We start from the raw sequence: 21,776 nt of genomic DNA, 5'->3' as shown, positions 1-21,776 counted from the left end.
TTTGGAATATCGCAATGTATCTTACATTGCCATAACTTTGTTATACGTAAAAAATAGTTGTGCTGAAATGAGAAGAATATATACCACCTTTTTTCTAGTAATCCTGTACTTACTTTTATCATCCCATGAACTGTTCCTGAAGTCCGACCGTTATTTTTTTGAAGAAAATAGCCAAGAGGAACTTTACCTTTTTAACGGAACATTTGATAAAAGCGAAAATGTAATCACCAGAGACCGAATCATCAATCCAAAAATACTCGGTCCCAACTACAATTTTATACCTACCTCCGATGATTTTTATGATACCGATGACATCACCTATTTAAAATTCAAAACCGGCAAAGCCGGCACTTACGTGGCAGGGATATCTACCCTCCCCAGGGCTATAGAACTTAACGGAAAGGATTTTACGGCCTACCTGGAACACGAAGGATTGACCAGGGTAATTTCGGATAGAAAAAACAAGGGAATCTTCGATCAGACCGCTAAAGAAAAGTATTCCAAACACGTTAAGGCCCTCTTTCAAGTAGACGATACAAGAACGGACGACTTTTCAACCCAATTGAATTACCCCATTGAATTCATCCCTTTGAAAAATCCCTATGAACTATCGGTTGGTGATGATGTATCATTCAAACTTGTATATCGGGGTGAGCCACTGGGCAATCAAACCGTTCATATAAGCTCACGTACAACTTTGGAAGAGCAGGGCAAGGAGGAAACTTCCTTAAAAACCAACGAAAAAGGGGAAGTCAGCTTTACGATTGCCAATGTGGGCCAATGGTATATTGCCACAATTCACATGCAGGAAAGTAAAGAAGAGGAATTTGATTATGAATCCAATTGGGCCACGCTGACCTTTGAAGTAAAATAGAGCGGAGCATGGTAAGGCAAAGGTTAAGAAAAACCCCTATACATAAGCTCTGCCAAAGTTTAAATCAAGGATTTCCAACAAAATTCCCTTTAGGGATATACGGCTACCCCATCAGACAGGTATGCAATACAATATCCCGGATTTAAAGCTAAAAGAAAAAATGACCAACGCACAATTCATCGCCGAATTTGAAAAGGCAAGGCCACAACTTAAGGCCTACATACTAAGGATTACAGCGAGCATTCAGGACTCGGAGGATATTGTTCAGGACACTTTTATCAAGGCCTCGGAGAAAATGGATACGTTCCGTGGCGAAAGTTCTGTGAGGACATGGATCTTTACCATTGCTTCAAACCTTGCAAAGGACAATCTACGCGCAAAAAAACGTTGGACCGAAAATGTTACGGACATTTGCCGCGAGAAAGCATTGTCCAATCCCAACTATTTTCCGGAAATAATGCAAATCCAACAAACATCGCAGCAAGCAAAATTTGAAATCAAGGAGCATATAAATTTTTGTCTTACCTGTATTTCAAAATCACTACCGCTCGAACAACAAATCTGCCTCCTGCTAAAAGAAGTCCACGAATTCAAGGTATTGGAAATCAGCAGAATTTTGGATATCACCGAGGCAATGGTCAAATATTATCTGCATACGGCACGTGCCAAAATGATCAAAATTTTTGAAGGGCGATGTGCCTTGATCAACAAGAAGGGAACCTGTCATCAATGTTCGGAACTCAACGGTATTTTTAATCCGAAACAGAATTTTGAGGAGGAAAAGAATAAAATAGAATTTGCAAAAAAAGCGAATAATCCCAACAGAGAGCACTTGCTGGATTTACGACTTGAAATCGTTAAGAACATTGATCCTTTTAATTCCAATGGCTCAGACCTTCAATTACATCATTTAGAGCATAATAGAAAGGTGATGGACGATATCACCAAAAAAAAATAACAAATTGCCTATCGTTATATCCTGTTCAAACGTCAAAAGAATATACATGAAACGAAAAAGAACAGAAAATGACAAAAATGGCATCAGACGGCAAAGCCGTAACTCGCAAAAAAGTCTTTAGTAGAGAAACCGCAGTACGTATCGATATCCAAGCCAACAAGAGTATTATTTGGGCATTATTGATCAATGCAGAGGATTACAGCCGTTGGAATAGCACTATACTATCCATTGAAGGCGATATAGCCAAAGGTGAAAAAATTAAACTCAAATCGGTACTTGACCCCAAAAGGGCCTTTAAGCTAAAAGTAAAGGAATTTGAGGCTGAGAACCGTTTAGTCTGGGGCGATGCCATGGGCACACGTACGTACACCTTAAAAACAGTCGGTGACGAACTTACCAACTTTACGATGACAGAGAAAATAGGCGGCCCTATGTTTCCTTTGTTCGCCAAAATGATACCACCCTTTGACCAATCCTTTGAAAAATTCGCCAAGGACCTTATGAAAGAAGCGGAATTAATCCAAAACTCAAAATAACAACGACATGAACTACAGAGAAAAAATCGGAACAAAAGAAAATCCAATGGTGCTTAAGACACCTCCACAATCATCGGAATACACCATGCACGTAGACGAAAAAGATGGCAGAGAGATACTCGTATGTACGGTAAAATCGACCGTACTGCACTACGATATACGCTGCATTGAGGACTTGCACCAGATGCTCAAAAAACGAGGCGATTGGATGGAACTGGGCAGTAAAGATGAAAAAGTGGAAACAAAACCCGATACTGTTGAACATTGGGGCAGATCTCCGGAAAACCCTATTGGTGATTGGTATGGTCTAAAAAAAGGATTTAAGGGCCGGTTCGGCATGTATATTCCACCACTTATGGAGGCTCTGGGACTTGCCGAAGTGACACATGAAAGGAGGGGAAACAAAATGAAGGCTAAATAAAAAATAGGCAATATTGGGTCTTATGAAGAGCCCCGGTCCGGCCTTCCAATATTCAATTTATCAATAATCAAATATTTAGTCCATACCCGGAAATTCTTCCTCGTTACCTTTTGCCAAGGAGACCAATCCGCCCACGGCCCCAAGATTCATGGAATCCAATGCCGAACTGGGTACAATGACCATGGACCCCTTTTCCTTTAAACCTTCAAATAACATATTCATTCCCCGAAGGTGCAAGGCAACGGGATTCTCTTTATAGCGTTCACTGGCTTCTGAAAATTTATGGGCAATTTCCGTTTCGGCCGTTCCAAGGATTACTCGTGCCCTGCGCTCACGTTCCGCCTGGGCTTCTTTACTCATGGCATCCGCCAAAACCTGAGGGATGATTATATCCTTTATCCCAACTGTTTGGCACGTAATGCCCCAGGGATTCGTATTATGGTCCAAAACCTTTTGTAAATCCTCCGCAATCTTTTCCCTTTCCTGAAGAATATCCGCCAACTCGTGTTTCCCAATAATATCCCGTAATCCGGTCTGAGCAATATAGAAAATGGCCCTTTCATATTCCTGCACCTCAAGGGCGGCCTTTTCAACATCCCAAACCGTCCAATATACCACGGCATCCACATTTACCGGAACCGTATCTTTCGTCAAGGTCTGTTCCGCCTTAAAATCCGTAACCCTTACACGCTGATCAATGTATTTGTCTATTTGATCGATGATAGGAATAATAAAAAATATACCTGGTCCCCTTAGGCCCTGGAACTTGCCCATCCTTAGTACGACCGCTTTTTCCCACTGATCCGCTATATGTATGGATCTTGATAACAACAGACAAGCCAACAATAGTACAGCCAGTTGTTGGGAGTTGACCACATCAAAGTAGTAAAGCGCTAAACATATACTTGATGTGGTTATCATTACGGTCGCGGAAATGGGGTTCCAAAATTTTTTGGTGATCGCTTTCATATTATTTTTGATTTTGCAGTTGATCGATTATCTCGTCTATCGTAAATCCATAGCTGTAGGCAATGGAAGTAAACTCGTTACATATTTCACCAAGTTTTTGCGCCCTTTCCTTCGCCGATATCCGGATTTTGTTCTCGTTGATAAAAGTACCCGTACCCTGATGCGTCTCTAGTACATTTTGGATTTCAAGCTCCTTGTAGGCCTTGGCAATGGTATTTAAATTGACCTTCAAATCCACAGCCAAAGACCTAACCGTAGGAAGTTGTTCACCTGTTTTTAAGTTTCCGGAGGCAATACCAAACTTGATTTGATCAATGATTTGCCTGTAAAATGGGATTCCAGTCTTAGGGTCCAATTTAAATTTGATCATTATACTATTATAATATTGTACTATACATATAGTACAAACATACAACAAATTTTTTAAATGCTCTTAAGTTATCTTCTTACCGTGCAAAAACTATCTAATCCAAGGTAAATTAGTAGAGAGCATTTAATTCCCAAAACGTACCAAAGCTCAGAAAAGACGAAGAAAATCTGCTAATAGTATTACCGCTGATGGCTTTAAGTTCATACAAGCAAAACCTGAATTAAACTCAAATAATCGGTATTCCAATGACCTTACCATTATTTCATAAGGCAACAATAAAAGAATGCTCCAAGAGGTCTACCTGCATCTTGCCCACCAGGAGCAACTATATCAATATCCACGCAAAAAGAACCTTCCCTACTCAAATGCCACTTTTGATGTCTTTAAGGACCACCATTACTTTTGTGTTTTCTTCTTAAAAACCTCTATTATGGAACAAAAGAATACGAATTGTTTTCCAGTTTCTTCATTTCCTTACGTATTCTTTTTTGATTGAATGCCAAGAACGGAATGGATACCTCACCTTCCATGGTACGCACCAAATCCCTATGGAATAATTTATCATAAATTGAAGAATGTTCACGCTCCATCATCACCAGCATATCGGCACGTTCTTTCCGGATTAGGGAATGTAATCCAGATTCGACGTCCTCGGCATCGGACACATTAAAGACAATTTCAGGGTATGATATTCGTTGCCTTACCTCGTTTTCAAACCATCGCATATGCTGACCTGCGTCGGACTCATTTTTAAGCGGTATATGCACCACTTTGATTAAAGCCCCATAGGATTCCACGATTTTCACCAAGCTTCCGATTGCGTAAATATCGGCTTCCTCAAAATCCGTAGCATAGATTAGGGTAGACAATCCATGATAGTACATATCATTTGGCAACACCAATAAAGGAATATCTAATTTATTCAGAAGCTCATTTGCAATATTTCCCGAAAAAATGCCCCTAAAGGTATATGAATCCTTCATGCCCACAATAGCAAGATCTGCCTTAAGAGTCCGAACAGCGGACAGTATGCTTTTTGTTACAAAATTACTTTCTAAAACCTGTACCCTTACGGGGTTTAGATGCAGTTCATTTTTTAAATGGGTAGCACAAAAATTCGTAACGATATCCTTTTGTTCTTGATGCAACCTTTCCTCCAACTGTTGGGGAGGCCGTATCGTTGCCACTGTAACCGGGAGAAGTTCGTATACATGGAAAACATGTAGCTCAGCATCCATAGTCCTGCTAAGTCGGTACGCATAGCGCAATGCAGGAGCGGAATTCCGGGTACAATCCGTAGCGTATAGTACTTTTCTCATTGCTGATAAATTTAACTACTACAAAATTAGGCCACAGTAAACTATCTGTAAATGACCATGGTCATTTATACGAATCTTTTTACTAATTGCGAGTCATGTGATATAGGGCTATCGCACCTAGGCATCCCGGTTATTATTCCCGTTTTTAAGGGTAATTAATGTTTCCTTTTACAAAGAGCTAAAAACCTACTTCCAATGAACACAATTCCCTAAATTGACCTATACCAGGCAATGTCTTTCCAAATCCATGAAATAGACAAATTTACTGGCATTTTGAGGCTCAATTTTTTTTGTTCCCCGAGTAATATTCGTAACTTTAAGAGACCGACCCCTACCATTGGGAAGCGCTACGACGCCATTCCTAAAACAGGCCCAAGGCCTCCTTTACAGGAACATTCAATTGTTCGGAATTTTCGTAAGAGATTGATTTATCTAAACTAAAGTATATCACTATGAATCCGTTGTTCTTATTTTCCATCATTCTAGGCCTTTTCCTACTGGCAGGAATACGTATAGTATTTGAGTATAAAAGGGCCTTAAAATTCCGTTTTGGCAAATACATCAAAACGCTACAACCCGGTTTTCGATGGATTATTCCCCTTGTGGAGACCATACAGATTGTGGATATCCGGGTAATTACCATAAATGTCGTTTCCCAAGAAGTCATGACGGAGGATAATGTACCTTGTAGCATTGACGGCGTAGTCTTCTTTAAAATCAACAACCCCGAAAAAGCGGTATTGGAAGTGGAGGAATTCTCCTTTGCGATTACGCAGCTTTCTCAAGCTGCCCTAAGGGATGTTTGCGGAAAAGTAGAACTGGACACCATCCTTTCCAAAAGGGAAGAAATGGGCAAGAACATCAAATCCATTGTAGAACAAGAGACCCATGAGTGGGGAATAGAGATAATAGATGTAAAAATAAAGGATATCCAATTGCCCGAAAACATGAGGCGGATGATGGCGAACCAGGCGGAAGCGGAGCGTTCCAGAAGAGCACGCGTCATTCTTGCAGAAGCCGAGGAACAAGCCGCGGCTAAACTTCTGGAAGCCGGCTTGCAGATAGATAAATCGCCGTCCGCCATAAAACTCAGGCTCTATCAAACTTTATCCAATATTGCTGCCGAGAAAAATTCTACCATTCTCTTTCCCTTTCCGGAAGAGGTACTTCCAAGAGGAAGTAAAAAATGAAGGAAAACAAATTATAGAAAAGCAAAAAGCATTTACCTTTTGGATAAAAATGGGCGATTAAAACTGATAACCAAAAATGATGAGGTGACACTTTTTAATGGATTATCAAATATGGATATGCAACCAATGAAAACAAAAATTAAGGACGAAATAGAAAACGAAAGCACAACAATAGCAATACGTAACACGGGTGTCCTTCTGCAAGATCCAAAGTCAAGGCAATCAATAAAGTCAGCCAAATTTTTAAATTTGGCTCTTAAAATGAAAAGAATTAAACCACTGATCAAATACCAACCCAATCAAAGAATACATGAATACAAAAATTAAAATGTCCATTGTTAATCTTATCATCTTAATTTTTTTTTCATGTAAGGATTCTTCAACTAAAAGAATAAAGGAAGATCTAATTGACCACAAGAGTACCAATTGGACGCTACTTGGCCCTGGCGGCGGAGGGTCTACTTTCATTCCGACCTTTTCTTACAAAAGTGAAAAGGATTTTTTTATTCGCTGTGATATGACCGGAGCTTACCATACAAAAGATGGGGGAAATTCATATGAAGAGATTAATTATCCCAATGGTTCCCAATCATTTGCCTATGACCCGGAAAACCCAAGTGTAATGTATATAGGCGCCAACACGCTCAACAAATCAATTGATGGTGGCAAAACCTGGGTAAGAATCTATCCATTTGAAGAAGATATCGTAAAAGAGAGTTATAGTGGTGACCACGCAGACTACGTCATTGAAGTTAGGAAGAGTTCCCTTTACAATACAGCGGACACCGAAACAGGAACATTCGGCAACAGTCCTAAAGTAAAGAATATCAAAGTGGATCCCAATGATTCCAAGTATATCTATTTTAGCATGAACAACTTCTTTTTCCATACGCAGAATGGAGGAGAATCTTGGAGCAGATTAAAAATGGATAGTGAAGTTGAATTTATATATACCAATAGTGGTGATGCCAAAGACCATGTGTTGGTGTTTACTTCCGCAAACGTCAATACCGTTAGCAAAAAAAATTGGCAAGCTAAGACAAAGGATTATCCTTCCATGATGCAACCGGCTTTTTCAGTTACAGGAGGAACAATTAGCAATGGTACTGGTTCACTATTTTATGCGCTTCACAATAATGAAGTTGATAGAGATTCTGGAAAATTGGCTCCAACTGAGCTTTGGATATCAAAAGATCAAGGAAAAACATGGCAGCGGCATACGGGTGATGTTTTGACCAATAGTACAAATACATTACCAACGTATTCCACTTTGGCCGCTTCGGAGAACAATGCCCAAAATGTTTATGTTGTTACAAGTAGTTATGAAGAAAAGAAAGATGATGGTACAAAAGCCGTTTGGTTTGGCGCTTTAAAATCTGGTGATTCTGGTGAAACATGGGAATGGGTTTGGAAAGGCGGGGGAGGCTCGGGTCAATATGGTGTTCGAGATGGGAACGATGCATCAAACCTTAAGGATGCATGGGTAAATGAAGCATTTGGGAAAGACTTTATCAGATTGATCGATGTTGGAGTAGCTCCTAATAATGGTGATGTGGCCATAGTTACGGACTGGTACCGCAGTATGAAGACGGTTGATGGTGGAAAGACTTGGAAGACCATCTATTCCACGCGGCAGGAAGACGGCAGCTATATTTCCAATGGGTTGAATGTTACCACCACCTATGGCGTTCATTTTGATCCTTTTGATTCAACCCATATGGCCATCAGTTATACTGATATTGGATACCATCATTCGTTCAATCAAGGCAAGAGTTGGTATAGATCTACAAAGGGAATCCCTGTTGAGTGGCAAAATACATGCTATTGGGTGGAATTTGACCCTGGCATCAAAAATAGAATATGGTCTGTTTGGTCTTCATTGCACGATTTTCCAAGAGGTAAAATGACCAGAAATCCAAAATGGAAACAATATGCAAAAGGAGGTGTGGCGGTTTCAACGGATGGTGGTTTGTCTTGGATGCCTTCGGTTGAGGGCATGGGTTTTGACACACCTGCCACCTGTATTGTGCTCGATAAAAACTCTCCTCTCGAAAACAGGACACTTTACGTTGCCGCCTACGGAAAAGGAGTGTTTAAATCCACGGACAACGGCAAAACTTGGAAGCTCCGTAACAATGGGATAAAAGGAAGTATGGCGGCATTTGAAATCACGGTTGTACCTGACGGGACCCTATATTTGATTACCAGTCCTACTCCTCAACATCGGAACAGAGAATTAGGAAGGGAAGTATTTATGGGAGCCGTTTACAAATCAACCGATGGTGCGCTTACATGGAAGCAGTTGGACGTTGGTGAAAAAACCCAATTTCCTAATGGCCTGGCCTATGATCCGGGAAATCCGAACAGGCTATACTTGGGTTCTTGGTCAGATATCCAATTGAGTGATTTAATCGGTCGTAGTGTAGCCATAGCAACGGGAGGCAATAAACTTTTGGATTTGGATGGAGGTATTCTAATGTCCGAAGACGGGGGAACCACCTGGAGCAGAGTATTCGATGAAAACCAATTTGTTTATGACGTTACAGTGGATAGCTCTCGGCCAGGTAGAATCTACTGCAATACATTCAACCAGGGAGCATATTTGAGCGATGACTATGGAAAATCCTGGAAAAAAATGAAGGATTATGACTTCCACTGGGGACACCGGGTCATCGTGGATGAAAACAATTCGGAGAACGTATATCTTACCACTTTTGGTTCAAGTGTTTGGCACGGAAAACCTGAAATGGAATAGGGTAATTTTTTTGAAAATACAAAATACCTACCCTCAGCCCAGAATCCAAGGAGTCCCGAATCAAACCAGAGGTATCAATACCCGAAACCCTAAAGTTGTCGTTGAAACGGCCAATTAAAAGACCGTATATCTGCAACTCCCATATATAACGTTTTCATACTATCGTGAAGGTTATAAAGCAGTACTAAAATAGAAGAGTTGATGGTTACTATCCCGAAAACTCATTAAAGGTACCTGACCGTAGGATTCCATTTTTTTGACCAAATCTCGATGGAACCATTTTTTTAGCAACCCTTTTTTTTCCCTTTCCAACATCACCATAAGTTCTGCCCCAACATCTTCGAGATACATTCTGAGTGCTTCGAAAATATCATCAGAAAACAATAATTTGAACGCTATTTTTTCATAGGTCACCTTGTTTTGCAACATATCCCTGAACCATTCCATTTGGGTCTCTCCCTGATATTCCTTTTCGGTAATGATATGTACCACTTTTATTTCGGCTTGGAAGGTTCTGACCATTTCTGTCAGTTTTCGAATGGCATAAACATCCTCTTCTTCAAAATCGGTTGCATAAACTACTGTTTTGAAAGGCTTATAATTTGTATTTTCCGGAATGGCCAAAACGGGGCAAGGTGCCTTCTCAATAAGAGATTTTGTAGTACTTCCCATAAGTATTTCCCGTAATCTCCCCTCCCCTTTCATGCCCACAAATATGAGGTAAGCGTGCCATTCGGTTGCCTTGGAAATAATACCCCGAATTACGGACATATGTTCCATGGGCTCAAAATGTAGCTTCATTGTATCCGATACTTTTCCCAAATTTTTTTTAAAAAAAACCTGTAGTTTTTCACGTTCATGACGCCTGGCATCCTTTGACAAACTGGGAAAGGATGCCGTTAATTGAGTGCCCAATACCGTGGGGACATCATAGATATGGGTCATGACCAAACGAATCTTCAAGTCCCTGCAAAGTGCATATGCGTATTTTAAGGCGTCCACGGAATTTTCGGAATAGTCGGTAGCGTAGAGTATCGTTTTCATTCCCTTTGTTTTTAATAATTTAAAGGTAGTATCCGCTATTTAGACTTAAAATGACAATGGTCATTCCAGGTGGCTATATTAAAAAAAGGGGATTTGGGTTGCCTATACATGGCCTTGCCCTGTTTCTCTTGTACTCTTTAGTGTTGTACTCGACCCAGTGATACTGGATGTTGTCGTCATAATCATTCCGAATCCGATAGTATCTGGATGGTTAAAAGTAAGCGGGAGTTTTTGTTTACAGTTTCACCAAAGGGCAGGCCCCAAGGTCTTGCTTAATCCTTATGGTAAAGTTTTTCATATAAATCCGGGGAGGATTTGATATACTTGGGATGAGCGGTAGTCTCTCTCCATCGCTTACTGATTGAATCACTCAATTGAAGTCGGGCATCAATTCTCTTAAACGTTGGATTTTCATACCACATGGGGTGCGAATCCCAATGGCAGTTGATATAATGTACTGCTTTGACCACATCAGGGTTATCATCAATAGTCTTAAAAAAAGGGATAAACCATTTTTGCCAAGCTTCCTCCGCCTGCTTAGGATTGCCCAGTTGCGTTTCCAAGGTATTCCCTGTGGTCTTTGCATCAACATCCGAAATTGTGGGTGAGGCTTCCGCGATAAAAACGGGTTTTCCTTTTTTTCTGGCGAAAGGAATCATTTTTTGGTCCGCCCATCGGTTAAAAAATGAAAAACCTAACCAATCTACATAATCGTCTCCGGGATACCATGATTCCAGATCGCCATCATTAGGAGACATAAATCCTGTGGATTGCCACACGTAAGCTGTATTGGTCACTCCCTTTGCCCTACACATATCCACAATTCTCCTATAGGCCTTTATGGTACTTTCCTTTTCATAATGATTCCAGGGCTCCCCATCAAACTCATAGGCAATACGTAAAAAAACAGGGCGTTTCCCCAAGGATAAGAGAAAATCGGCCAACCGGTTTATGTACTTATCATGTGTGCCATTGGCAACCTTCTCTTCGTGATTAACAAACTGCAGCCCAATGGCCAGGGCCATGTTTGCATAATCAGGGTCGTTTAATTGAAGGGTGGCATTGTAATCATTATCTCCCCAATCATGGGTTTCATACACGCCATCCAATCCCTCCATAATTCGGCCAAAGGAATTCTCTCCAGGGTTGATATTGGTATAAGTTGTCCACCCGGCCGGAGTATCAAAATGATCCAAATAGCCATCGCTATATTCATCCAACCCGCCTGCGGCTTCCAGTTCTTGGCCAACGAAGAGCAGTACCTCACCATCCTTGGGTTCGAATTTGGCACGTTTGCGAACTTGCTCTTCGTCAATTTCCAATGGCATAGAATCCATCTTCCTTTGCTGCTTTTCGCCACCCACTAGTAGTAAGGCCAAGCAGCATATAGCGGCTAATTTCATTTCCTTAATTTATTTCTTTATACTCGAACCACTCAAAATCGGCATAATGGGTATTCATGGCAAGGTCTTGACAACAAATGCCAACAAAGCTTCCCGTAAAGGCTGGGCGGTATCTGTCACTGCCCTCCCTTACATAATCGTCCGATAAGATATGGGCATCCAATTCGGTGCCTAATTTATCGAATTTACCCTCCCCAAGGCTAAAATAAAACTGAAGCTTGTCCCGATTCATATCGCCCCGTAAAACAATTGACTCCCTATCGGCTATGTCCACTAATTTTTCCTGAAAGCTCATTTTGAAATTGTCCGAAGAAACAATACACAAGTACTTCTGGGTTCCCTTGCGATTTGAAGTGATATAGGCGTAATGATAATGACCGGTATTGTAATAGAATACCAGACCGGCCATATGTAGGATATTCTCGGGTTGAAAATCAATGGAGGTTGTTACGCATACATGAAAATTCTGGATTCTTCGCGCCAGTAAGCTTTGATGATGCAAAGAGTTCAAGGACTCCCGGCCATATAATCTTAAGAACCCCTTTCTAGCCGTGAGGGAACACCAATCTTCGGTAATCGGTATGCGTAGGGATTGAAAATCCAGAGAGATTTCTTTTTGGTCAAAATTGATTCTGTCAGGAGGAGCTTCGTGTAAGAACTTCGGTAAATCGGGGGCAGGAATTTCAAAACGGGGCACACATCCTCCTTCTTTTAAATAAGGCCAATCGGCTTTCCAGATCACTTCCTCAATGGCCGTTTCCCGTCCCAAAGTGCAATTACCCAGGGTCGTTAAAGGTCGTCCTACTAAAAAAACGGTATACCAATCACCATTTTGGGTCTGGACCAAATCTCCATGTCCACACTTCTGTAGCGGGTGGTTCTTCTTAGCGGCTGCGGATACAAAGGGATTTTCAGGGTGAAATTCATATGGGCCAAAAATATCTTTACTTCGTCCAATGCTCATGGCATGGCCATACTCCGTACCTCCTTCCGCTAGTGCCAGATAATAATATCCATTTTCCCTGTACAGATGGGGTCCTTCGGAAAGGCCCAAGACCGTACCCTCGGTGAGGTAATGCACTTTACCTACCAACTTTTGGCCCACCGGGTCATATGCCTGCATTTCAATACCACCAAAAAATTTACCATTACGATGATCGACCAACATGTTGAGAAACCATTTCTTTCCATCAATATCATGAAATAGCGACCCATCAAAACCTCGTGACGATAAATAGATCGGTTCGCTCCAGTCACCTGTAATATCTTTTGTGGTCACCAAATAGTTGGGGGTATCCTTCCAGACACCATCAAAAGATCGTACATTGGTATACACCAAATAAAAAGTACCCTTATCATAAGAGAGGCATGGTGCCCATACACCACAGGAATCCGGGTTGCCCCGCATGTCCAACTGAGAAATACGATTCAACGGTCGGGCTATCAGCTTCCAATTTTTCAGATCTTTGGAATGATGGATTTGTACCCCTGGAAACCATTCAAAGGTTGATGTGGCGATATAATAATCTTCACCTACCCTGCAAATCGACGGATCCGGATTGAACCCCCGCAATATCGGATTTTGTATATTATTCATCGTCCAATCAATTCCTTTTCAAGCTGTTCCAAAGACTTTCCCTTCGTTTCCGGCAATATTCTAAACAGAACGAAAAATCCGATTACGGCGATAATACCAAAAATGAAAAAGCTCATGGCATTGCCTAAGTTGGATAGTTCCCAAGGAAACACCTGCTGTACCAACCAACTGGCAAAACTATTTACGAAACCAATGACTCCTATAGCCAACCCCCTATATTTATTAGGATACATTTCCGATAAAAGAACCCACATTACCGGACCCAGGGAAAAAGCGAAACAGGCGATAAAACCAAAAATCCCTATTAAAATCAGGGTGGCATTCATTTCAGTGGCCGCTTCAATCAAGGTACCTTCATTTTTTGCATAAACTTGGGTTCCCAAAGCCGATTTCATAGCATTTTTGAAATCAACATCATTATCGAATTTTTTATCCGCAAATTGGTCCAAAGCATCTTTGTCAATATTTTCAAGCTGTGCAATTTCAGAGGATTTCAGTTCGTAGGTGGCGTTATTGAATCCATAAGCGCATAAGAGCATACTGATCGCAATACCTGCTATGCCAAAAAGCAGCAAGGGCCTTCTTCCGAGTTTATCAATTAAAAACATGGAAACTATGGTAAAAACCACCGTGGTAGAACTTAGCAAAACCCCTGAGCTAAAAGCCGCATCAGTACCAATACCCGTTTGTTTGAAAATGGACGTAGCATAAAAATATATCGCATTTATTCCGGTGACTTGTTGAAGAATTCCTATCGTAAGACCCACCAAAAAGATAAAGCGCAAGGTGGGTTTCACCAATTCACCAATGGATACCTTCACTGTACTTTTTTGTTCACGAATGCTCTTTTCAATCGAGTGAATCTCTTTCTTGGCTTTTTCATCCCCGTGCAACTGCTTCAAAACGTGGTTCGCATCCGTAACCTTGCCCCGCATATATAACCAACGTGGGCTCCTTGGCACAAAGAACATAAATAAAAAATAGAGCAGGGCCGGCACCAACTCAACACCCAACATCCAACGCCAAACCGTGTCTTCGGTAAGAAATGAATCTCCCGAGCTATATAGCTTATTGAAATAATAATTGCTTAAGAATGCCGCAAAAAAACCGAGAACGATATTCAATTGTTGAATGGAGACCAATTTCCCGCGATTTTCGGCATTGGAAATCTCGGCAATATATATGGGTGCCAATATAAGGGCGGCCCCAAATGCCAAACCACCAATCATACGTGCTATGTATAGCATTTCATAGGAGATGGCATAAGCAGAAAAAAGTGCCGAAACAGCATATAAAAATGCCACAATGATCAAGATCTTTTTTCGTCCTATCTTATCACTAAGACGGCCGGAAATCAACATGGCGATCATTGCGGAAAAAGAAGGCGAGCTTACGGCCCAACCGGTCTGGGCATCGTTCAAGTCAAATTCGGGACCGGCATAGGACATGACGCCCGAGATGATACCGGCATCAAAACCAAATAAAAATCCTCCCAAGGAGACTACAAAGGCTATAAATAATGTTCTTTTGGTCATATTTTAGAATGTTTTGGAATACCTTATTGCTTTGTCAAGAATTGAAATATGTACTTCTGGGCTATCCGCAATTATTGTCAGAATTGTGTATCATGTTTAACGGCAAACTGATCTGGAATTTTTTCATTGGACTCCCCCAGATTCTGACGGAGGTCAATTTCAATACCTCGTGCAATTGTTGAGATGGGAACATCGTTAGCTGTCCCTTCGAAGGGGTTTTCGCCAGTTCTCCCGATTCTTTCCATCGTATGGAATATCCAAGCTACAATGATATAAAAAGGGATGGATAGCCAAGCAAATAAATCGCCCATAAGGGCATGGGATTCCGAAAACCCTTTTCCGATATCAATGAATTGAGGTACCAAAGCCATGGGGAGCAACAGAATAAAAATCCACATGAAAAAATGATTGAGTGTGGCAAATTGCCTTGGATATGGAAAATTTTTGATCCGTTCACTTTTCCCTTGAAGTGTAAATAATTCCTGAAGTATGGCCTCCAGCTCCAAAAAGGAAAATTCCCAAATTATACCTTGCTCCTTAAGTTTTTTTAGATGATGGGATTGTAAGTATAACAAAGCGGTTTGTTTGTTGTTCTTGCCCAATACGTAGGCCAAATCATTTTCTGTGATATACGATTTTAAATCGTCTTCCAAGCTAGAATCCAATTCTGGTGGGCGCAAATCCCATTCTTGATTGGTCCTATGGCTTGCACTTGTTTCCCAAGGTCTGGGCATACGCATGGCGTGTCGCAATGCTGTCATCCAAGCAATATGGCGATACGTTAGGGTTTTGATCTCCTTATGGATTTGTGGCTCGGTCATGGGCGATTCAGCATATTCATTAGTCAACATATCCTGCACGAACATACCAAAGGTCCTGGAGGTGTTTACAATACCTCCCCATATCTTGCGAGCTTCCCAAATTCTTCCATAAGCGGAATTATTTTGAAATCCGATGACGAAGGCCACGGCCGTACCGATCAATGCCAAAGGGGTCCAAGGAATTTTTAACCAACCTAAATCGAAAAAGTAGTAGATGGCCACCCAAACCACTATAATCAAAAGGAAAAGAAGCGTTTCAAATCGGGTCCACATCGCCATTTCGAAGGCGGTATATTTCTTTTTAGTATGCATGATTCGTATTTTGGAATTTCATAACTTAATTTTTTCGGTCGGTTATTGCAATGTATGAATATTTCAGGGTATCCAATTGACTTAAAGTCACTCAAATGAAAAAACCTGAAAATGGTAAGGTCTTGTCAAACCCAACTTTGATATGATTTGGGTCAATTTTAAACGATGGGAGAGGTATCGTCAAAATCTCTTTAAAAAAGCTAAAATTTGATCTATCCTCTGCTCCAGGATGAATAAAAACTGGATTATTTTGTATCTTGGCTTTACTTGGATTTGGAACCAACGATTCTGTGTTAAAAATAATTTCAAATGCGCAAAATCGTTTTTTTATTCATAACATTAGGGGGTTGACGCGGATTAAGTTTTTGAATTAATGTACATGAATCATCAGTGGCTGGGCAGGGTAGAGAATTTATTTAAAAGGCAATATCAGGAACTTTGCTTAATTGCCTATAGTTATGTTGCCGATCTTGATGAAGCCGAAGATATTGTACAGGATGTTTTTATCTCCTTACTAAAACGCCAAGATCATAACATACTGAATATGGAAGGGTATGTGAAAAGATCGGTGAAAAATGCCAGTCTCAACAAAATCAGACAATCAAAAAAATTAGAGCCCATTTCGGAGAAGGTACTAAAACTCCCCCAGTATGAAAATCCGCAACGGATTGACCATGACGAGGAAATCAAAAGTGCTATAGAGAATTTACCTATACAGTGCAAGAAGGTTTTTGAGCTTTGCGCTTTGGAGGGTCAAAAGTATAGTACCGCCGCCGAAACCCTGAATATCTCCGTAAACACCGTAAAATCGCATATGAAAAAAGCCTACAAGATCCTTCGCGTGGAATTGCAGGACACCCAATTATTCCTGCTATTGTTGTTGATTTCTCAATTAAGGTAGCTTCTTTTTGAATTTTTTCGATTTTAGCATCACCCTTTTTATGGTATTCCGTGTCTTAGTAGTATAGGCTATGAAAACCGACTATGGAAATAACCAAACTTATTATAAAAAAACTGACCTCCCAGCTTTCGGAAGCCGAAGAGAAAGAATTTGATTCATGGTTACGCTCGTCCCATGAAAATGAGGAAATCTTTAATCGGATAAGCCTGATTCAGGAATCCGGAAAGGATATTAGGGAATTGGGAACCCTAAACGAAATTGCAGCCTGGGATAGAGTACTTCAGAAAGTAGATACAAATAAGACTTCCCGAAAAAGAACCTTCCGGGCAAGGCCTATTTTAAGATATGCGGCCATTTTTATAGGACTTCTGGGTTTTGCTTTCTGGTACTTGTTCCACTCAGTCCAAACCCCGGAAAAGATAATGCCGCCACCTGATAAAAATGCGATTACCTTACAATTGGAAAATGGGGAGATAAAAGTGTTGTCCGAAGATGGATCTTCACAAATCAAAGACAAGGAGGGAAACTTGGTGGTCACCAAAAAAGGATCCAACTTAGCGTATTCGGACTCAACTTCAGTGGAAAAGCTGGTCTACAATACGTTAACGGTTCCATATGCCAAACGGTTTGGCATACAGCTTTCTGATGGAACAAAAATACATCTCAACTCAGGTTCTTCCATAAAGTATCCGGTCAAATTCATCAAAGGAGCAAATAGAGAGGTCTTTTTGAGCGGCGAGGCCTTTTTTGAGGTAACCGAGGACGCCGAACGTCCTTTTATGGTTAGCAGCGATAATTTGGTCGTAACAGTGTTAGGCACCACATTCAATGTAAAGGCCTATCCAGAGGATAAAGAAATCAATACGGTCTTGGTCTCGGGTTCCGTTGGTCTTTCCAATAAGGACAACATAACTACCGACTCTACATTATTGAAGCCGGGACATATGGCTTCTTGGGACAAAACCAGTAATACCATGGCCATGGAAGCCGTGGATACGGATCTTCACACTTCTTGGATCCATGGAAGATTGATCCTAAAACGAACACCCTTTAAACAGATTATTCCCAAACTACAACGGCACTATAACATATCCATCACAAACAATTACCCCATCTTAAATAATCAGGTTTTTACCGCTAGCTATGACATTGAGACTATTGAGGAAGTAATGGGATCGCTCAGCGAAATCATCCCCTTCTATTTTGAAGTTGATGGAAATGAAATCACTATAAACAAACCCGAAAATTAGACTAACATAAAATGCAATAGCCAATGAGATAGATACCAAAAATATCAACAAAAAAAATCGGGAAATGCTGGTACCATTCCCCGATAGATTAGTAATCAACTGATACGAGTTAACTAAAATCCTTTAAAAATATGGAAAAATTAAAAGGAATTGGACTTTTTACGTTCAATTCCATAAAAATAAGTCTAGCGTTGAAGCTTACGCTCTTTCTTTTACTAGCCTCCATCCTGTCCGTGCATGCCAATGCCTATTCGCAGCGGACCAAGGTAAGCTTAAACTTTGAGAACGCTACCATGCAACAAGTGCTTGAGGAAATAGAGGCCATTACAGACTTTAAATTTGTATATACGAACAATGAAATTGATGCGGATCAACGGGTTTCGGTCACCGCGGAGAACGAAAAATTGTCCAGTGTTTTAAAAAGGTTGTTCCAACAAACGGACATCTCTTATAAACTGAGACGAAAATTGATCATCCTACGTTCACTACCCTTACCGAAGTCCGCTAAGGTAGTTCCCCTACCCGATAAAACCGAGGAAGACCAACAACTTCAAGTATCCGGTACGGTAACCGATGCCAATGGAGACCCCCTTCCAGGTGCCAATGTTATTGAAAAGGGCACACAAAATGGTGTTGTCACGGATTTTGATGGGAAATTTACAATTTCCCTTCAGGATGCCGATGCCGTATTACTGGTTTCTTATATCGGTTTTGTCACCAAAGAGGTTGGTGCAACTCCTGGTGATGAAATGTCAATTCAGCTTACCACGGATACCGCACAACTTGAAGAAGTAGTACTAGTGGGTTACGGGGTACAGCGAAAATCCGATGTCACCGGATCGGTCTCCAGTGTGGCTGGGGAAGACCTGTTAAGGCGACCAGTGGCCAATGCCATACAGGGCTTACAGGGCCGTGTTGCCGGTGCCAATGTATACCTCAATTCCGGAAGCCCTACTGCGGTTCCCCGAATCATCATCCGAGGGTTGGGCACCATAAATTCCAGTTCCGATCCCTTATTCGTGGTAGATGGGGTAGTTATGGAAGATTTTCAGTTTCTTAACCCTAACAATATTGCTAGTATGGAGGTGCTTAAGGATGCCTCCTCTACGGCCATTTATGGAGCACGTGGGGCCAATGGCGTAATACTGGTCACTACAAAACGGGGAGCAAAGACCGAAGGTATTACAGTGTCCTATGATAGTTTTATGAGTGCAGGGACATTGCGGAAAAAGATAGACCTGCTCAATGCCGAAGAATTCTTGGAAGTGGTTGAGACCGGTTTTGCCAACACACCAAAGTATCGTGACGATGTTACAGTAGCTCCTATTTTAACAAGGGACGATCCCAGGCTTTTTGATGCCCAGGGCAATCCCTTATACGATACGGATTGGCAAGAGGAGGCCACCCGTACGGCCATTACGCACAACCATCAACTTGCCATTCAGCAAAGCAATGGAAATTCCTCAGTCGGTGCTTTTTTAAACTTTTCGGACATCGAGGGCATCATGCTCAATAATGATTTGGAACGTTGGAACGGAAAATTAACTTATGATACCAAAATAAAGGATTGGTTATCCTTTGGGGCTAATCTATTGGTGAACTATACCAAAGAAAATGCCTATCAGGAAACTGGGGGAAACCAAATGCCAAGACGGACCATGATCGAAATGCCCCCCATATTTCCGGTACGCTTCCCGGACGGAAGCTGGTCCAATAGCCGTACCATAACCGATAACTTCAACTTGGAAGCTATGGCCAACCCGGTACACGTATTGGAAACTCAAATACGGCGTAATTTGAGAAACCAGATATTTGGGAATGTCTTCTTTGAGTTTAACATTGCGGAAGGACTTACTTTCAAGACCCAATTCGGCATAGATAAACAAGACCGCACATTTCAGTTTTTCTCGCCAAACGACTTGATTAATATCTCAGCGCCCTTGGGAGAGGCCATTGTTGAAGAAGAAAAGGTAACTTTTTGGCAACAGGAGAATTTCCTAACCTATAACAAATCCTTTGAAAATTCGCGTATCAATGCGGTCCTCGGAGCCAGCTGGCAACAACGTGAATTCTTTAGTTTCCGTGCTAGGTCCCAAGGTTTCCCTGACAATTCATTGTCCTTCTACCGTTTGGAATCAGGCAGCATTCCAGATGTACCAAGATCCCAGTATAACGATTGGTCCATTAACTCTTATTTTGCACGAGTGGGATATACCTATAAGGATAGGTATCTGGTAACCTTAACCGGGCGTGCGGATGGCTCTTCCCGTTTTGGTGAGAATAACAAATACGGATTCTTTCCCTCTATAGGTTTGGGTTGGGTACTGTCCGAAGAGGAATTCCTTTCGGAATCCTCCTTCCTAAATCGGTTAAAACTACGGACCAGTTATGGAGTTACTGGGAATACAGAAATTGATCCCTACTCTACTTTGGCGACCATAGAATCGGGTACAGCTCTAGTCAATGGCCAACGGGTCAACGACAGTTTTGTAACTCGTATCCCCAACCCGGATGTGGGCTGGGAGACCACAACCCAGTTTGATGTTGGAATGGAATTGAGTACCAAGACGAATCCACAGATCAATCTGGAACTGGATTACTATTACAAACTCACCGAAGACTTGTTATTGGAAAGACCGATACCACGCTCTACCGGTTTTGATAATATCCGTGATAACATTGGTTCCATTTCCAACAGAGGTGCCGATATTTCAATAGGCTCCCAGTATACAAAGGAAAATTTCTATTGGGAATCAACATTGAATATGAACTACAATGTAAACCGTATAGAGAAGTTGGGCGCCAATGACGAGGATATCTTTCCTGGTCCAGGTTTCGTTTCCGGTAGTAATACCATTCTCCGTGTCGGGGAACCCGTGGCCTCTTTTTGGGGGCTGGAGCGCCTTGGCATTTGGGGAACGGACGAGGCCGCGGAAGCCGCGGCGGTCGGAGCCCTGCCCGGGGAGGCCAAACGTTCCGCGGAACGTACCATTATCGGCAATGGTCTGCCTGCATGGACCGGAAGTTTTATCAACAACTTCCGTATAGGCCGGTTTGACTTTACAGCAGACCTCCAGTTTGTTTTTGATGTGGATATCCTTCAGCAGGCCCATCATTCCACAGAGGATCGATCCGGTATTGCCAATGGTTTACGTACCATCCTTACCGAAGGCTGGACGCCCCAGAACCAGAATACACAGGTACAGGAAATCCGAAATCAGGGTACTTCGGGCCAGAACAGTCAAGTAGATAGCCGTTGGGTGGCCGATGGATCCTATCTTCGCGGCAATCTGTTTACCTTAGGTTATACCTTCCCGGATAACTTCATAAACTCCCTAGGTCTCAATATGCTAAGGATTTATGGAAGTGTGGACAATGCTTTTGTGCTTCAGTCCGACAGTTTTCAAGGATTTGATCCCGAGGGGTCTTCGAATGAGAATCAATTCGGGCAGAATATTTTCTTTTTTCAATATCCAAGGCCCAGGACTTTTACCCTAGGCTTTAATCTTAAATTTTGATGG

At 41.6% G+C, this 21,776-nt stretch carries 18 protein-coding genes; 10 read left to right on the top strand and 8 right to left on the bottom strand.

Translation table 11 applies throughout. The annotated features are described in order from the left end of the window. The first annotated feature begins 67 nt into the window (after positions 1-67). The 4 genes from ACP2AF_RS12550 (at position 68) to ACP2AF_RS12535 (ending at position 2,789) form a co-directional block, all read left to right on the top strand. Complete coding sequence (locus ACP2AF_RS12550; protein ID WP_425236502.1) at positions 68-874, top strand: DUF4198 domain-containing protein; 807 nt, start codon at positions 68-70, stop codon at positions 872-874. Positions 875-995: 121 nt separating this feature from the next. After that, a complete protein-coding gene (locus ACP2AF_RS12545) occupies positions 996-1,832 on the top strand; it encodes an RNA polymerase sigma factor (RefSeq protein WP_425236501.1) in 837 nt (278 codons plus the stop codon). A gap of 68 nt (positions 1,833-1,900) precedes the next feature. Continuing rightward, complete coding sequence (locus ACP2AF_RS12540) at positions 1,901-2,368, top strand: hypothetical protein (protein ID WP_425236500.1); 468 nt, start codon at positions 1,901-1,903, stop codon at positions 2,366-2,368. A 7-nt stretch (positions 2,369-2,375) separates the two neighbouring features. After that, positions 2,376-2,789 carry a DUF6855 family protein gene (locus ACP2AF_RS12535; protein WP_425236499.1) on the top strand — a complete coding sequence of 138 codons (414 nt, stop codon included), beginning with the start codon at positions 2,376-2,378 and terminating at the stop codon, positions 2,787-2,789. A 75-nt stretch (positions 2,790-2,864) separates the two neighbouring features. Here ACP2AF_RS12535 and ACP2AF_RS12530 read toward each other — a convergent pair whose 3' ends face one another. The 3 genes from ACP2AF_RS12530 to ACP2AF_RS12520 form a co-directional block, all read right to left on the bottom strand. After that, positions 2,865-3,758: a slipin family protein gene (locus tag ACP2AF_RS12530; RefSeq protein ID WP_425236498.1), complete on the bottom strand. Its 894-nt coding sequence runs from the start codon at positions 3,756-3,758 to the stop codon at positions 2,865-2,867. A 1-nt stretch (position 3,759) separates the two neighbouring features. After that, positions 3,760-4,128 carry a GntR family transcriptional regulator gene (locus ACP2AF_RS12525; protein WP_425236497.1) on the bottom strand — a complete coding sequence of 123 codons (369 nt, stop codon included), beginning with the start codon at positions 4,126-4,128 and terminating at the stop codon, positions 3,760-3,762. A gap of 428 nt (positions 4,129-4,556) precedes the next feature. Next, the gene (locus tag ACP2AF_RS12520) at positions 4,557-5,447 is read right to left on the bottom strand and encodes a universal stress protein (RefSeq protein ID WP_425236496.1); all 891 of its coding nucleotides are present in this window, start codon (positions 5,445-5,447) and stop codon (positions 4,557-4,559) included. Positions 5,448-5,899: 452 nt separating this feature from the next. Between ACP2AF_RS12520 and ACP2AF_RS12515 the strand changes: the two genes are divergently transcribed. The 3 genes from ACP2AF_RS12515 to ACP2AF_RS12505 are packed head-to-tail and all read left to right on the top strand — an operon-like array spanning position 5,900 to position 9,392. After that, on the top strand, positions 5,900-6,637 hold the full coding sequence (locus ACP2AF_RS12515; protein ID WP_425236495.1) for a slipin family protein: 738 nt from the start codon (positions 5,900-5,902) through the stop codon (positions 6,635-6,637). A 39-nt stretch (positions 6,638-6,676) separates the two neighbouring features. Continuing rightward, positions 6,677-6,964 carry a hypothetical protein gene (locus ACP2AF_RS12510; RefSeq protein WP_425236494.1) on the top strand — a complete coding sequence of 96 codons (288 nt, stop codon included), beginning with the start codon at positions 6,677-6,679 and terminating at the stop codon, positions 6,962-6,964. Then, complete coding sequence (locus tag ACP2AF_RS12505; RefSeq protein WP_425236493.1) at positions 6,948-9,392, top strand: hypothetical protein; 2,445 nt, start codon at positions 6,948-6,950, stop codon at positions 9,390-9,392. The genes ACP2AF_RS12510 and ACP2AF_RS12505 overlap by 17 nt, the downstream gene beginning before the upstream one ends. A 171-nt stretch (positions 9,393-9,563) precedes the next feature. On the opposite strand, the gene ACP2AF_RS12500 is transcribed toward ACP2AF_RS12505, so the two are convergent. From ACP2AF_RS12500 to ACP2AF_RS12480, 5 genes are all read right to left on the bottom strand, one after another. After that, positions 9,564-10,436: a universal stress protein gene (locus tag ACP2AF_RS12500; protein ID WP_425236492.1), complete on the bottom strand. Its 873-nt coding sequence runs from the start codon at positions 10,434-10,436 to the stop codon at positions 9,564-9,566. Positions 10,437-10,708: 272 nt separating this feature from the next. Then, on the bottom strand, positions 10,709-11,839 hold the full coding sequence (locus tag ACP2AF_RS12495; RefSeq protein WP_425236491.1) for a glycoside hydrolase family 26 protein: 1,131 nt from the start codon (positions 11,837-11,839) through the stop codon (positions 10,709-10,711). 4 nt (positions 11,840-11,843) lie between these two features. Continuing rightward, positions 11,844-13,436 carry a glycoside hydrolase family 43 protein gene (locus ACP2AF_RS12490; protein ID WP_425236490.1) on the bottom strand — a complete coding sequence of 531 codons (1,593 nt, stop codon included), beginning with the start codon at positions 13,434-13,436 and terminating at the stop codon, positions 11,844-11,846. Beyond that, positions 13,433-14,971 carry a sugar porter family MFS transporter gene (locus ACP2AF_RS12485; protein WP_425236489.1) on the bottom strand — a complete coding sequence of 513 codons (1,539 nt, stop codon included), beginning with the start codon at positions 14,969-14,971 and terminating at the stop codon, positions 13,433-13,435. Before ACP2AF_RS12485 ends, ACP2AF_RS12490 begins: the two co-directional genes overlap by 4 nt. A gap of 77 nt (positions 14,972-15,048) precedes the next feature. Next, complete coding sequence (locus tag ACP2AF_RS12480) at positions 15,049-16,104, bottom strand: bestrophin family protein (RefSeq protein WP_425236488.1); 1,056 nt, start codon at positions 16,102-16,104, stop codon at positions 15,049-15,051. Positions 16,105-16,483: 379 nt separating this feature from the next. Here ACP2AF_RS12480 and ACP2AF_RS12475 point away from each other — a divergent pair, with 379 nt between their 5' ends. From ACP2AF_RS12475 to ACP2AF_RS12465, 3 genes are all read left to right on the top strand, one after another. Then, complete coding sequence (locus tag ACP2AF_RS12475) at positions 16,484-17,005, top strand: sigma-70 family RNA polymerase sigma factor (protein WP_425236487.1); 522 nt, start codon at positions 16,484-16,486, stop codon at positions 17,003-17,005. Positions 17,006-17,088: 83 nt separating this feature from the next. Further along, a complete protein-coding gene (locus ACP2AF_RS12470; RefSeq protein ID WP_425236486.1) occupies positions 17,089-18,255 on the top strand; it encodes a FecR family protein in 1,167 nt (388 codons plus the stop codon). A gap of 131 nt (positions 18,256-18,386) precedes the next feature. Beyond that, positions 18,387-21,773, top strand: a complete 3,387-nt coding sequence (locus ACP2AF_RS12465; protein ID WP_425236485.1) for a SusC/RagA family TonB-linked outer membrane protein — start codon at positions 18,387-18,389, stop codon at positions 21,771-21,773. Positions 21,774-21,776: the final 3 nt, after the last annotated feature.

The sequence above is a fragment of the Ulvibacterium sp. genome (assembly GCF_965248315.1).
Lineage (GTDB): Bacteria > Bacteroidota > Bacteroidia > Flavobacteriales > Flavobacteriaceae > Ulvibacterium.
Note: the sequence above shows the minus strand (reverse complement) of the source record. Positions and strands in the feature narration are given on the sequence as shown.

What these genes read in the sequence shown, in the direction of transcription:
- ACP2AF_RS12485 (WP_425236489.1), bottom strand. Translation starts at nt 14,971, where the DNA reads ATGACCAAAAGAACATTATTTATAGCCTTTGTAGTCTCCTTGGGAGGA.
- ACP2AF_RS12530 (WP_425236498.1), bottom strand. Translation starts at nt 3,758, where the DNA reads ATGAAAGCGATCACCAAAAAATTTTGGAACCCCATTTCCGCGACCGTA.
- ACP2AF_RS12520 (WP_425236496.1), bottom strand. Translation starts at nt 5,447, where the DNA reads ATGAGAAAAGTACTATACGCTACGGATTGTACCCGGAATTCCGCTCCT.
- ACP2AF_RS12500 (WP_425236492.1), bottom strand. Translation starts at nt 10,436, where the DNA reads ATGAAAACGATACTCTACGCTACCGACTATTCCGAAAATTCCGTGGAC.
- ACP2AF_RS12550 (WP_425236502.1), top strand. Translation starts at nt 68, where the DNA reads ATGAGAAGAATATATACCACCTTTTTTCTAGTAATCCTGTACTTACTT.
- ACP2AF_RS12505 (WP_425236493.1), top strand. Translation starts at nt 6,948, where the DNA reads ATGAATACAAAAATTAAAATGTCCATTGTTAATCTTATCATCTTAATT.
- ACP2AF_RS12470 (WP_425236486.1), top strand. Translation starts at nt 17,089, where the DNA reads ATGGAAATAACCAAACTTATTATAAAAAAACTGACCTCCCAGCTTTCG.
- ACP2AF_RS12525 (WP_425236497.1), bottom strand. Translation starts at nt 4,128, where the DNA reads ATGATCAAATTTAAATTGGACCCTAAGACTGGAATCCCATTTTACAGG.
- ACP2AF_RS12465 (WP_425236485.1), top strand. Translation starts at nt 18,387, where the DNA reads ATGGAAAAATTAAAAGGAATTGGACTTTTTACGTTCAATTCCATAAAA.
- ACP2AF_RS12490 (WP_425236490.1), bottom strand. Translation starts at nt 13,436, where the DNA reads ATGAATAATATACAAAATCCGATATTGCGGGGGTTCAATCCGGATCCG.
- ACP2AF_RS12515 (WP_425236495.1), top strand. Translation starts at nt 5,900, where the DNA reads ATGAATCCGTTGTTCTTATTTTCCATCATTCTAGGCCTTTTCCTACTG.
- ACP2AF_RS12495 (WP_425236491.1), bottom strand. Translation starts at nt 11,839, where the DNA reads ATGAAATTAGCCGCTATATGCTGCTTGGCCTTACTACTAGTGGGTGGC.
- ACP2AF_RS12475 (WP_425236487.1), top strand. Translation starts at nt 16,484, where the DNA reads ATGAATCATCAGTGGCTGGGCAGGGTAGAGAATTTATTTAAAAGGCAA.
- ACP2AF_RS12480 (WP_425236488.1), bottom strand. Translation starts at nt 16,104, where the DNA reads ATGCATACTAAAAAGAAATATACCGCCTTCGAAATGGCGATGTGGACC.
- ACP2AF_RS12540 (WP_425236500.1), top strand. Translation starts at nt 1,901, where the DNA reads ATGACAAAAATGGCATCAGACGGCAAAGCCGTAACTCGCAAAAAAGTC.
- ACP2AF_RS12535 (WP_425236499.1), top strand. Translation starts at nt 2,376, where the DNA reads ATGAACTACAGAGAAAAAATCGGAACAAAAGAAAATCCAATGGTGCTT.
- ACP2AF_RS12545 (WP_425236501.1), top strand. Translation starts at nt 996, where the DNA reads ATGCAATACAATATCCCGGATTTAAAGCTAAAAGAAAAAATGACCAAC.